The sequence below is a fragment of the Abyssicoccus albus genome (assembly GCF_003815035.1).
Classification (GTDB): domain Bacteria; phylum Bacillota; class Bacilli; order Staphylococcales; family Abyssicoccaceae; genus Abyssicoccus; species Abyssicoccus albus.
The window spans coordinates 36,436-48,421 of record NZ_RKRK01000003.1; the positions used below are offsets into that span (position 1 = coordinate 36,436).

At 35.2% G+C, this 11,986-nt stretch carries 15 protein-coding genes; all 15 read right to left on the reverse strand.

All coding sequences use genetic code 11. The features are described 5' to 3' along the window. Positions 1-192: 192 nt before the first annotated feature. Positions 193-630, reverse strand: a complete 438-nt coding sequence (gene fabZ / locus EDD62_RS05265; protein ID WP_077139792.1) for a 3-hydroxyacyl-ACP dehydratase FabZ — start codon at positions 628-630, stop codon at positions 193-195. Between the two features lie 7 nt (positions 631-637). Beyond that, positions 638-823 carry a DNA-directed RNA polymerase subunit beta gene (locus EDD62_RS05270; protein ID WP_077139791.1) on the reverse strand — a complete coding sequence of 62 codons (186 nt, stop codon included), beginning with the start codon at positions 821-823 and terminating at the stop codon, positions 638-640. Between the two features lie 230 nt (positions 824-1,053). Then, positions 1,054-2,349 (reverse strand): UDP-N-acetylglucosamine 1-carboxyvinyltransferase, encoded by a 1,296-nt coding sequence (murA, locus tag EDD62_RS05275; protein WP_123808099.1) that lies wholly within the window; start codon positions 2,347-2,349, stop codon positions 1,054-1,056. Positions 2,350-2,691: 342 nt separating this feature from the next. Next, positions 2,692-2,973: a DUF1146 domain-containing protein gene (locus EDD62_RS05280; protein ID WP_123807824.1), complete on the reverse strand. Its 282-nt coding sequence runs from the start codon at positions 2,971-2,973 to the stop codon at positions 2,692-2,694. 260 nt (positions 2,974-3,233) lie between these two features. Continuing rightward, the gene (locus EDD62_RS05285) at positions 3,234-3,641 is read right to left on the reverse strand and encodes a F0F1 ATP synthase subunit epsilon (RefSeq protein WP_077139789.1); all 408 of its coding nucleotides are present in this window, start codon (positions 3,639-3,641) and stop codon (positions 3,234-3,236) included. An 18-nt stretch (positions 3,642-3,659) separates the two neighbouring features. Then, positions 3,660-5,072 carry a F0F1 ATP synthase subunit beta gene (gene atpD / locus EDD62_RS05290; RefSeq protein ID WP_077139788.1) on the reverse strand — a complete coding sequence of 471 codons (1,413 nt, stop codon included), beginning with the start codon at positions 5,070-5,072 and terminating at the stop codon, positions 3,660-3,662. A 21-nt stretch (positions 5,073-5,093) separates the two neighbouring features. After that, a complete protein-coding gene (gene atpG, locus EDD62_RS05295) occupies positions 5,094-5,963 on the reverse strand; it encodes an ATP synthase F1 subunit gamma (RefSeq protein WP_077139787.1) in 870 nt (289 codons plus the stop codon). Between the two features lie 38 nt (positions 5,964-6,001). Next, positions 6,002-7,510 carry a F0F1 ATP synthase subunit alpha gene (gene atpA / locus EDD62_RS05300; protein WP_123807825.1) on the reverse strand — a complete coding sequence of 503 codons (1,509 nt, stop codon included), beginning with the start codon at positions 7,508-7,510 and terminating at the stop codon, positions 6,002-6,004. 23 nt (positions 7,511-7,533) lie between these two features. Then, on the reverse strand, positions 7,534-8,073 hold the full coding sequence (atpH, locus tag EDD62_RS05305; RefSeq protein ID WP_123807826.1) for an ATP synthase F1 subunit delta: 540 nt from the start codon (positions 8,071-8,073) through the stop codon (positions 7,534-7,536). Then, positions 8,073-8,591, reverse strand: coding sequence for a F0F1 ATP synthase subunit B (locus tag EDD62_RS05310; RefSeq protein ID WP_077139784.1), 519 nt, complete (start codon positions 8,589-8,591; stop codon positions 8,073-8,075). The genes atpH and EDD62_RS05310 overlap by 1 nt, the downstream gene beginning before the upstream one ends. 104 nt (positions 8,592-8,695) lie before the next feature. Next, the gene (atpE, locus tag EDD62_RS05315; RefSeq protein ID WP_077139783.1) at positions 8,696-8,911 is read right to left on the reverse strand and encodes a F0F1 ATP synthase subunit C; all 216 of its coding nucleotides are present in this window, start codon (positions 8,909-8,911) and stop codon (positions 8,696-8,698) included. Between the two features lie 36 nt (positions 8,912-8,947). Further along, the gene (gene atpB, locus EDD62_RS05320) at positions 8,948-9,673 is read right to left on the reverse strand and encodes a F0F1 ATP synthase subunit A (protein ID WP_123807827.1); all 726 of its coding nucleotides are present in this window, start codon (positions 9,671-9,673) and stop codon (positions 8,948-8,950) included. 16 nt (positions 9,674-9,689) lie between these two features. Further along, positions 9,690-10,043, reverse strand: coding sequence for an ATP synthase subunit I (locus EDD62_RS05325; protein WP_077139781.1), 354 nt, complete (start codon positions 10,041-10,043; stop codon positions 9,690-9,692). A gap of 109 nt (positions 10,044-10,152) precedes the next feature. Beyond that, positions 10,153-11,286 carry a non-hydrolyzing UDP-N-acetylglucosamine 2-epimerase gene (gene wecB / locus EDD62_RS05330; RefSeq protein ID WP_123807828.1) on the reverse strand — a complete coding sequence of 378 codons (1,134 nt, stop codon included), beginning with the start codon at positions 11,284-11,286 and terminating at the stop codon, positions 10,153-10,155. A gap of 13 nt (positions 11,287-11,299) precedes the next feature. Beyond that, positions 11,300-11,929 (reverse strand): uracil phosphoribosyltransferase, encoded by a 630-nt coding sequence (gene upp / locus EDD62_RS05335; protein WP_123807829.1) that lies wholly within the window; start codon positions 11,927-11,929, stop codon positions 11,300-11,302. Positions 11,930-11,986 lie beyond the last annotated feature (57 nt).

The following is an 11,986-nucleotide window of genomic DNA, read 5'->3' on the forward strand; positions in this document are numbered from 1 at the left end:
CTAAATTCTTATAATTACTATTTTTACAACTTAAAATAACAAATTTACATATAAAATAACGCTAATGGGATTTATTGTTCTCATTAGCGTTATTTTATAATTGTTGCTTTTATTATTAAGTGATTGAATTATTTTTGTAATTTCATTAATTAATTATTTATTATTCAAAATTACAACCTTTAAATAGATTAATTACGATTCATCTACATCCACTAATGCAAATGAAATCTCACATGTACAAGCAATTTCATCGTTTACCGTTGCAACAGCTTTCCCTTTTCCAATCGGTAAACGAACTTTTGTCAGTTCAACATGTAGCTTTAATGTATCACCAGGCTTAACTTGACGTTTAAATTTACACTTATCGATTCCAGTAAACATCGCAAGCTTTCCTCTATTCTCTTCATTAGATAATAAAGCCACAGCACCTGTTTGAGCTAATGCTTCAACAATTAAAACCCCTGGCATCACTGCATAATTAGGAAAATGACCTTGAAAAAAAGGTTCATTCCCTGTAACTTGCTTCACAGCAAAAGCCTCTTTATTCTCATCTACATGTACTACTTTATCAATCAATAAGAATGGATAGCGATGTGGGATAATCTCCTTAATTTCATCAAATGATAACATAGTAAACTCACCCTTCTTTTGTTAATTCAACAATATGCTTCCACGTATCTAAATCAAAAACATCCATCGGATTTCCTAAAATTCCAAACCCAATCATCAGTCCGACGATAAATAACAATATCGCCAAATATAACACGATAAGAATTCTTGCGAATAATGGAAATTTACGCAATACCACTTTGTCAGTATTCATAGGCTGACCTCTTTCCCCTCAATACATTATATTTTTCAATTATATATATTATATCATTAATTTATCTTGTTATTCACAAAAAAACTATCAGCAATCATCATCAAATCACATGATTTTAGCTAATAGTTTTTAAATACTTTATTTAGAAGTCTTAATAGAACTCATAATCTCTAAAGTAAATTTTATTAATTATATACTGATTGATTCATGACTTTACTATTTTATACTGATTAATTCATAGAAGTTACATTTTGATACTTTTGACGAGATGTTCTTACGATATCAGCACCTAATGATTGTAATTTATAATCGAAATTAACATATCCACGATCTAAATGTTTCAATTCACCAACACGTGTATATCCATCAGCTACCAAACCAGCAAGTGCTAATGCTGCGGCTGCTCTTAAGTCTGTTGCTTTCACTTGCGCTCCACTTAACTTACTGTTAGAAATCGCAGCAGTCTTTGCTTCAACAGATATTATAGCATTCATACGCTTGAATTCTTCAACGTGCATGAAACGATTTTCAAATATTGTCTCAGTAATATGACCCACACCTTCTGTCGTTAACATTAACGCCATCATTTGTGCTTGCATATCTGTCGGAAATCCTGGGTGCTCCTTCGTCTTGATTGTGACAGCTTGTAAAGTCTTGTCAATCGCATTCACACGAATTGAATCGCCATTTAATGTTACTTCTGCTCCCATTTCACGTAACTTTGATGTAACTGGTCTCAAATGTTCATGAATTACATTTTTCACCAATACATCACCTCTCGTAATTGCAGCAGCAACCATAAATGTACCAGCTTCAATACGATCTGGAATGATGGAATGTTTTACTCCATTCAGTTCTTCTACCCCTTTAATACGAATCGTAGCCGTTCCAGCTCCTTTAATGCTTGCACCCATACTATTTAAGAAGTTAGCCAAGTCTACAATTTCTGGCTCTTGTGCAGCATTATCAATAACCGTTTTACCTTTTGCAAGTACCGCAGCCATCATAATATTCTGAGTCGCACCTACTGAAGGGAAGTCTAAATAAATATCGGCACCCTTCAATTCATCTTCCACTACACCTTCAATATATCCATTTCCAATTGTAATGTTCGCACCTAATGCTTCGAACCCTTTTAAATGTAAATCAATCGGGCGTGATCCTATTGCACACCCACCCGGCATCGCAACATGAGCATGTTTATTTCTAGCAAGTAATGGCCCCATAACTAATACACTCGCTCTCATTTTAGACACAAAGTCATAATGAGCCATCGAATTAATATTGCCACTAGCATCTAATGTCACTGTGTTATCTTCTAACTTAGAATCAACCTCAACATTTAAATGTTCGAGTACTTGTGTGATTGTAGCGACATCATCTAAACGCGGCACATTTGTTAACACAGATTTACCTGAAGTTGGTAACAAGGTTGCAGCTAATATTGGAAGTACAGCATTCTTTGAACCATCGATATGTACCTCACCTTGAAGGCGATTGCCCCCTTTAATTCTTAATTCATCTATCATAAAATAAACCTCCGATATGTTGCGATAATATATTTCAAAATTAATCTTTATTAGATTTGTATGTTTGTATATATGTACAATTTATATAGTCATTTAAGTACTTATTACATTGTTTAATGTCTATATCCATAATTTTTTTAAAAATTATTATTTATCACGATATATTGTTTACATTTCATAATAATAATTTATCATTATGATTCTATGTTAAGTAAAGCTACTATATTATATCCAATTTCTATTGAGATAAAACAATATTTATCAATCTAACTAAAACAAACTAAAGAAAATACATAATACAATTTTATTATATATGAAATATAATAAAATTCAAAGGTTTTATAACAAAAATGTTGCTAATGTTACAAAATAATTACAAATTGTATTGATTAGAAATATAAATGGAATATTTCTTGAGTGTGTAAATAACTCCATAATAAACTGTGTAGTCCCAAAAGATAATAATGTAGAGATCATAATGACGAAAATTTGGATTTGAATGACACTCCCTTTTTTAAACAATTGTTCAACATTTAGTTTCAACAAAGCATTATAGGCTAACATAAAAGACAATAAGTATATAAGTACGTAGGCCAGGCTTAAATTTGCATAATCTTGCATGATTTTCTCCTTTAGCTTTATTATTTTATTTAATGTTTTTTAATCTTATATTATACATAATTTATTTATGAATTATTTCTTTATATATATCTTTAAAATTTAAATATATTTCATTTACGATTGATGATACAAAGAAAGAACAAACCCTTCTCTAATAGGGTTTGTTCTTTCTCATTAATAACATTTTTTTATATTATATCGTACATCACCTAATATATTTTCATATATTCAGTGATACAAATTAATATGATTTAAATATATTATCTAAACTTAGCAACATCAATACGATTGATTGCACGTCTTAACGCTCTATCAGCTCGCTTGAAATCAATGTCTTCATTCTTCGATTGTTCAAGTAATTGTTTAGCACGATCGCGCGCTGCTTTCGCACGTTCAGTATCTATATCATCTACATGCTCAGCAGATTGGACTAATACAGTCACTTTCTCTGGTCTAACTTCAACGAACCCTTCAGATACAGCGAAGTATTCAGTATCTTTCGTTGTGCGAACATGAAGCTTACCAATCTTAAGTGGTGCAACAGTTGGTGTATGTCTAGCCATAAATCCACGTTCACCATCCGTTGTATCAACCACAACGAGTTCTGCTGCTTCTTCATGGAACACACTACCATTAGGAGTGACAATATCTAATTCAATTGTATTCATGATATCTCCTCCTATTTATTATGCTTCTACACCCATATCTTTAGCTTTTTCAATAACATCTTCAATGCTTCCGACTAAACGGAATGCATCTTCTGGAACATTATCGTACTTACCGTCTAAGATTTCTTTAAACCCTTTAACCGTTTCTTTAACAGGAACGTATGAACCTTTTTGACCTGTAAATTGTTCAGCAACGTGGAAGTTTTGTGATAAGAAGAATTGAATTCTTCTTGCACGTGCAACCGTCAACTTATCTTCTTCAGATAACTCATCCATACCTAAAATCGCAATGATATCTTGTAATTCACGGTACTTCTGAATCGTTTGTTGTACTTGACGTGCTACTTCATAATGCTCTTCTCCAACGACAGCTGGTGTTAAAGCTCTAGATGTAGATGCTAATGGGTCTACCGCTGGGTAAATTCCCATCTCAGATAACTTACGCTCTAAGTTAGTCGTTGCATCTAAGTGAGCAAACGCTGTGGCAGGTGCCGGGTCAGTATAGTCATCGGCAGGTACGAATACTGCTTGTATTGACGTAACTGATCCTACGTTTGTTGATGTAATACGCTCTTGTAATTGTCCCATCTCTGTTGCAAGTGTCGGTTGATAACCAACGGCTGATGGCATACGACCTAATAAAGCCGATACCTCTGAACCTGCTTGAGTAAAACGGAAAATATTATCTATGAATAATAATACGTCTTGACCTTGTTCATCACGGAAATATTCCGCCATCGTTAAACCACTCAATGCAACGCGCATACGTGCTCCAGGTGGCTCATTCATTTGACCGAAGACCATAGCAGTCTTCTTAATTACTCCTGAATCGCTCATTTCATAAAACAAGTCATTTCCTTCACGAGTACGCTCTCCAACACCAGCAAATACTGAAATACCACCGTGTTCTTGAGCAATATTATTGATCAATTCTTGGATTAATACGGTCTTACCTACACCAGCACCACCAAATAATCCAATTTTACCACCTTTAGTATAAGGTGCTAATAAGTCAACGACTTTAATACCTGTTTCTAAAATCTCAACGTTTGTAGAAAGTTCATCAAATTTCGGGGCCAGTCTATGAATAGGATCACGGCGAACTGATGCTGGTAATTCTTCACCTAAATCAATATGATCTCCTAATACGTTAAAGACACGTCCTAAAGTTTCTTCACCAACAGGAACAGAGATCGGTGCCCCAGAGTCAATTACTTCAGCACCACGTTGCACTCCATCTGTTGAATCCATCGCAATTGTTCTTACGACGTCATCTCCTAAATGAAGAGCAACTTCTAATGCTAGTTTATGTTGTTTACCTTGACGTTCAACGTTTAAGAACAATGCGTTGTTTAATGCTGGTAATTTACCTTGCTCAAAGCGTACGTCAATAACTGGTCCCATAATTTGAGTTACTTGACCATTCGTCATTAATTTCATCCTCCTCTAACTTTATTCTAATGCCGCTGCTCCACCAACGATTTCGGTAATTTCTTGTGTAATCGCTGCTTGTCTCGCTCTATTATATTGAAGTGATAAATCATCAATAAGCTCTTTAGCATTATCAGTTGCAGCTTTCATTGCTGTCATTCGAGCTGCATGCTCACTTGCTTTTGCATCAAGTAGTGCACCATAGATTAAGCTTTCTGCATATTGTGGTAATAACACTTCTAAAATTGATTCTTTGTCAGGCTCAAATTCATAGCTTGCCATTTGAGTCGCTTCCGATTCGAAATCTAATTGATCAAGCGGTAATACTTGTTGTGATACAACTTTTTGTTCTAGCACTGTAATAAAGTGTGAGTAAAACATTAACAATTCATCATATGATTCATTTGTGTATCGCTCTACCGCTTTATTCGTAATCGCCTTTATATCAGGGAATGATGGTTGATCTGGAAGATGAGTAATCGTCTCAGTTACATTATACCCTCTAGATTTCAAAAATTGAGCACCGACAGTACCGATGACTAATATTTCATATGTGTCACCCTCAATAGAATGATTCTGTTGAATATGTTCTGTCACTTTCTTTAAGATGCTTGAATTATACGGACCAGCTAACCCTCTATCACAAGTAATGACTAAATAGCCTGTGCGTTTAATAGGTCGTTTATTTAACATTGGGTGAGTTGAATCATTGTCGCCTTGAGCAATGGCAGAAATCGTCTCTTTCACTTTGGTCATATACGGATTATATTTCACCGCATTCTCTTCAGCACGACGTAACTTTGAGTTAGATACCATGTGCATCGCCTTTGTGATTTGACTTGTTTTTTTCGTTGCACCAATACGACCTTTAATTTCTCTTAACGATCCCATTAAATTCACCACCTTCTATTTTTTATTAATCACATGTTTTATTTTGAAGCACTAAATGTTTTCTTGAATGCTGTAATTGCTTGATCATAAGCATCTTTATCTGGTAGTTGTTTCGTTTCTTTAATGTTCGATAAAATCTCTGGAGTATTGTTCGATAACCAGCTTAGGAATTCATCTTCGAAACGAGTAATATCTTCAACAGCGATATCATCTAAATATCCATTTGTTAATGCATAAATAATCGCAACTTGTTTATCAACAGTGAGTGGCTTATTCGCATCTTGTTTCAATACTTCAACAGTACGTTTACCACGTTCTAATTTAGACTTCGTTGCTTCATCAAGGTCTGAGCCAAATTGAGCGAATGATTCTAATTCTCTGAATGAAGCTAGGTCAAGACGTAGTGTTCCTGCGACCTTTTTCATTGCTTTAATCTGAGCTGAACCACCAACACGTGATACTGATAATCCGGCATTAATTGCAGGTCTTACACCTGAGAAGAATAAGTCAGATTGCAAGAAAATTTGACCGTCTGTGATAGAGATTACGTTCGTTGGAACGTATGCTGAAATATCACCAGCTTGAGTCTCAATAAATGGTAAGGCTGTAATAGAACCGCCACCTAAATCATCATTTAACTTCGCAGCACGTTCTAATAGACGTGAATGTAAGTAGAATACATCCCCAGGATATGCTTCACGTCCTGGTGGTCTTCTAAGTAATAATGATAATTCACGATATGCAGATGCTTGCTTTGTTAAATCATCATATACGATTAATACGTGCTTACCATTAAACATAAACTCCTCAGCCATTGATACACCTGAGTAAGGTGCTATATATAATAATGGAGATGGTTGAGCTGCACTTGCAGATACAACGATTGTATAATCTAACGCTCCGTGTTGACGTAGAGTTTCTACTGTCGAACGAACTGTTGATTCCTTCTGACCAATTGCAACGTAAACACAAATCATATCTTCATCTTTTGGGTTAAGAATTGTATCGATTGCGACGGTTGTTTTACCCGTTTGACGGTCACCGATAATCAATTCACGTTGTCCACGTCCAATCGGTACTAGTGCATCAATCGCTTTAATCCCTGTTTGTAATGGTTCATCAACAGATTTACGATCCATAACACCTGTTGCTTTACTTTCAATCGGGCGAGTTTTCGTCGTATTAAGAGGACCTTTACCATCAATCGGTTGTCCTAATGGGTTTACAACACGTCCAATTAATTCTTCACCAACCGGTACTTCCATAATTCTGTTCGTACGCTTTACTTCATCACCTTCACGAATATCATCGTAAGGTCCTAAAATTACAATCCCTACATTGTCCTCTTCAAGACTTTGTGCAAGTCCTAACACACCACTTTTGAATTCTACAAGTTCACCACTCATCACATCTGATAAGCCATGAGCTAGTGCAATACCATCACCAACTCGAATAATCGTACCAATGTCTGATACGGTCATATCTTGTTCGTAGTTCTCAATTTGAGAGCGCAATAAAGCACTGATTTCTTCAGTTTTTATGGCCATGTCATTCACTCCTTTTCACTTTTCTAATGACGCACAACTCGTTGTTTAATATCGTTCAATTTTGTTTTGATTGAGCCATCGTATACTTTCGTATCGATCTTAATTCGAACACCACCAATTAATGATGGATTTACTTCGTTTTTCATAATTAATTTATTCAAACCTAGCTTTTGAACGAAAACTTGTCCAATGCGTTCTAATTCAGTCTCAAATAGTTTATATGTAGATTCAACAGTTGCTTTTCTAATCCCTAGATGTTCGTTATACACTTCTTCATATGCTTCATATAGATAAGGAAGCAAATCTAATTTATTATTAGATGCCATCACCTTAATTGTATTGACAACATATTTGTTTGCCTCACCAAAAGATTTACTAATCATATCCATTCTTGCATCTTTACTTAACTTTGGATGGTTTACAACGTTTAAGTATGATTTTTTTTGTGCATTCACAGAATCATGAATTGCTAATAAATCTTTAAGGACTTTCTTTTCTTTATCATGCTTCAATGCAGTATCGAATAAGCTTTGTGCATAAGATTTGGCGCTTTGAATTGACATTATTTATCGCCTGCCTCATGAATATACTGTTCAACAAGATCTTTTTGATCTTTGTCATTAATTTCTTTATTTAACACTTTTTCAGCGATTAATATAGATAATTCAGCAACTTTATCATTAATATCATTCATTGCACGGTCTTTTTCATTTTGAATTTCAGTCTGTGCATCTTTTAACATTTGATCCGACTTCATCGTTGCCTCATCAATAATCGCTTGTTTCTCAGTTTTAGCTTGATTCTTAGCATTTGTAAGCATTGTGTCAATTTCTTGTTTTGCTTCATTTAATTTACGTTCATTCTCTTCTTGAAGCTTCGTTGCTTCTTCACGGGCACGTTTCGCTTCATCGAGATCTCGATTAATCATTTGTTCACGTTCATCCATAATGTTTTTAAGTGGGCCCCACGCATACTTACTTAGTAAGAAAAGTAGAACTAAAAACACTATTAATGTGCCGAATATAGTACCAAATTCAACACCGCCGCCACTAGCAGCTCCTAATACGAATAAATCTAACACTTTACGCTCCACTCCTTTCACACAACATAGACATTATTCTAAACGTTAGAATGGCGAAATCTTATATAAATATGAAGACTTCGCCGGATAGTCAAAGTTATTAATTAAAACATGAATAACATTAATAAAGTTACAACTACACCGATGATTGGAACGGCCTCAACTAAACCTACACCGATGAACATGATTGGCATTAAATCACCTTTTGATTCTGGTTGACGAGAAACACCTTCTACTGTACGAGATACGATTAATGCGTTACCAATACCTGCGCCTAATGCTGCTAAACCGATTGTAATTGCTGCTGCTAATAAATTCATGAATAATTCCTCCTAATTTGTTTGTTTAATTTATTTTTAATGGTCGTCACTAATTTTATGTGACATATATACCATTGATAACATAACGAAAATATACGATTGGATAGAGCCTACAAATATTGAGAACCCTTGCCAAATCATTGTTGGTAAAAACGCTCCAACAAAACCTAAAATCCCAAAAGATGCTGTTAACCCTGCGAGTAAACCTAGTAATACCTCACCGGCAAAAATGTTACCGTATAAACGTAGGCCAAGTGTTAATGTTGAAGAGAACTCCTCTATTATTTTGATTGGTGTTAAAAATGCGACTGGTTCAGTGAATGATTTAGCGTATCCACCAAAACCGCGTTCCTTCACACCGTAATAATGAGTAAGTAATACCATTAACGCTGCAAGTGTCAACGTAAATGTTGGATCTGCAGTTGGTGATTTCCACCAAAGTACGTGATCAACAACTATTGCAAATGGCAATCCTAGCATGTTTGATACGAAAATAAACATAATCAAAGTAATCGCTAGAAAGTGAAACTTTGCACCCTTTTGCCAACTCATGTTGCTGTTTATAATCCCCTTGACAAAATCCATAACCCACTCAATAAAAACTTGTCCACCTGTTGCACGAACTTTCAAGTTGCGCGTTAATACGATACCAATAACAAAGACGATAATCGCTGCAACAACTGCCATGCCAAGTGTTGACCAGTTCACCATAATCGGAAAACCGAACAAGTCATATGTGGAGATGGGAGCCTTATGATCCATAACCTCACCTCTTTCATTATTTAATTAAGCGGATTGTAGAAAATATCAATATTGCGATATAATGCAACACAATCCCAACTAATACACCTAAAACATCAACTTGCTCAGGAAATTTAATCCAAAAACTACACGCCACACAGACGATTAAAACTCTATGTATCATGCCTGTTCCAATATTTATATCGTCTGATTCAATACTTCTTAGAAGTTTCATGCACCAAACAAATGAACATAAAGTTGAAGCGATTGTCCCTATGATTAATCCTAAAAATATTGGACTCAATGTAAACCAATAGACTACACCAAATGCCAAAATTGCAGCCAAGTAATATTTCAGAAACGAGTGCACAAATATTTTGAAATGTTTCATGGATTTAATTCTCCTGCCGTTTTCAGAAAAAATGAAAACTGTTACATTCCTTTAGTAATGATAATATATAAAAACTTCAATTGCAATAACATTTACATTACATTTTATTTTACAATTTAAATGATTTTGGTTTTTCATCTAAAATATTAAAATAATACTTAATGTTTTCACAAATGCGTTCTGATGCCTTACCGTCACCATATGGATTACTCGCTTCACTCATTGATTTATAGAGTGCTTCGTCATCTAACAATTCCTTAGTCAACTCATAAATTTTTTCTTCTTCGATTCCAGCAAGCTTCAATGTTCCCGCTTCTACACCTTCTGGACGTTCCGTTGTATCTCTTAACACGAGTACTGGTTTACCAAGAGATGGCGCTTCTTCTTGAACTCCACCAGAATCCGTTAATATAAAGTGGGCTTGATGAGCAAAGTTATGGAAATCAATTACATCTAACGGTTCAATTAAATCAATTCTATCGTGATTATCTAAATATGTTTTTGCGATGTCTCTTACTTTAGGGTTCTTATGCATTGGATAAACAACTGCGACATCATCATACTCATCGACGATTCGTTTAACCGCTTTGAAAATATTATGCATTGGTTCGCCTATATTTTCACGACGATGCGCTGTCAGTAATATCGTTCTTAATCCGTCGTGAGATTTTAACACTTCTGATACATAATCATCCGATACCGTTGTATTTAATGCATCGATAGCTGTATTTCCTGTAATGCAAACAGTCTCCTCTTTTTTATTTTCATTGATCAGATTTTGTGCTGATTGTGTCGTTGGCGCAAAATGTAAATCCGCCATAACGCCTGTCATTTGACGGTTCATTTCTTCTGGAAATGGTGAATATTTATTATGTGTACGTAATCCTGCCTCAACATGACCAATAGCAGTTTCGTTATAGAATGCTGCAAGGGCACCTGTAAATGTTGTCGTCGTATCTCCATGAACAAGTACCATATCTGGCTGAGCTTCTTTGATGACATCTTCTAATCCCATTAACACACGTGATGTCACTTCTGATAACGTTTGATTTTGTTTCATTACATTTAAATCATAGTCAGGCGTGATATTAAAGATTTCTAATACTTGGTCTAACATTTCACGATGTTGTGCTGTAACCACTACGATTGGCTCTAGCTCTGGGTCTTTCTTAAGTTGTAGGACAAGCGGTGCCATTTTAATCGCTTCTGGTCTCGTACCGAATATCGTCATAATTTTTTTCATTTCAATAGTCCTCCTATTTCGTTCCGAATAATCTGTCACCTGCATCACCAAGACCAGGGACGATATATTTCTTATGGTTTAATTTTTCATCTAATGCAGCGATATAAATATCTACATCAGGGTGCGCTTCAGCCAATGCATCAACACCATCTTGAGCCGCAATGATGCACATAAATGAAATATTATTAGCACCACGCTTTTTAAGTGCTGTAATCGCATCAATTGCCGATACGCCGGACGCTAACATAGGGTCAGTCACAATGACTTTACGATCCGATATATCTTTAGGGAATTTAACGTAATATTCGACCGCTTCGAACGTTTCAGGGTCTCTATATAAACCAACATGACCTACTCTTGCTGCAGGAATCAATTTCAATATGCCTTCTGACATACCTAGCCCTGCACGAAGAATTGGAATAATCGCGACTTTTTTACCTGCTAATCGCTTTGCAGTCATCTTCTCAACAGGTGTGTTAATTTCTACATCTTCAAGCTTCAAATCTCTAGTAATCTCATAACCCATTAACATAGATACTTCATTGACCAGTTCACGAAAGTCTTTCGTCCCTGTACTCTCATCTCTAATAAATGATAATTTATGTTGAATAAGTGGGTGATCTAATACTTTAACATTTTCCATTCTCATTGCCTCCATTATAAAAACTCACCATTAGTTTAACATATTACTAATGGTGAG

Bases quoted from the DNA above. Each gene is read 5' to 3' on its own strand.
- EDD62_RS05285 (WP_077139789.1), bottom strand. From the start codon at position 3,641: ATGAATACAATTGAATTAGATATTGTCACTCCTAATGGTAGTGTGTTC.
- atpD (WP_077139788.1), bottom strand. From the start codon at position 5,072: ATGACGAATGGTCAAGTAACTCAAATTATGGGACCAGTTATTGACGTA.
- atpB (WP_123807827.1), bottom strand. From the start codon at position 9,673: ATGGATCATAAGGCTCCCATCTCCACATATGACTTGTTCGGTTTTCCG.
- upp (WP_123807829.1), bottom strand. From the start codon at position 11,929: ATGGAAAATGTTAAAGTATTAGATCACCCACTTATTCAACATAAATTA.
- atpE (WP_077139783.1), bottom strand. From the start codon at position 8,911: ATGAATTTATTAGCAGCAGCAATTACAATCGGTTTAGCAGCATTAGGC.
- wecB (WP_123807828.1), bottom strand. From the start codon at position 11,286: ATGAAAAAAATTATGACGATATTCGGTACGAGACCAGAAGCGATTAAA.
- EDD62_RS05280 (WP_123807824.1), bottom strand. From the start codon at position 2,973: ATGCAAGATTATGCAAATTTAAGCCTGGCCTACGTACTTATATACTTA.
- atpH (WP_123807826.1), bottom strand. From the start codon at position 8,073: ATGTCAATTCAAAGCGCCAAATCTTATGCACAAAGCTTATTCGATACT.
- EDD62_RS05270 (WP_077139791.1), bottom strand. From the start codon at position 823: ATGAATACTGACAAAGTGGTATTGCGTAAATTTCCATTATTCGCAAGA.
- fabZ (WP_077139792.1), bottom strand. From the start codon at position 630: ATGTTATCATTTGATGAAATTAAGGAGATTATCCCACATCGCTATCCA.
- EDD62_RS05325 (WP_077139781.1), bottom strand. From the start codon at position 10,043: ATGAAACATTTCAAAATATTTGTGCACTCGTTTCTGAAATATTACTTG.
- atpA (WP_123807825.1), bottom strand. From the start codon at position 7,510: ATGGCCATAAAAACTGAAGAAATCAGTGCTTTATTGCGCTCTCAAATT.
- atpG (WP_077139787.1), bottom strand. From the start codon at position 5,963: ATGGGATCGTTAAGAGAAATTAAAGGTCGTATTGGTGCAACGAAAAAA.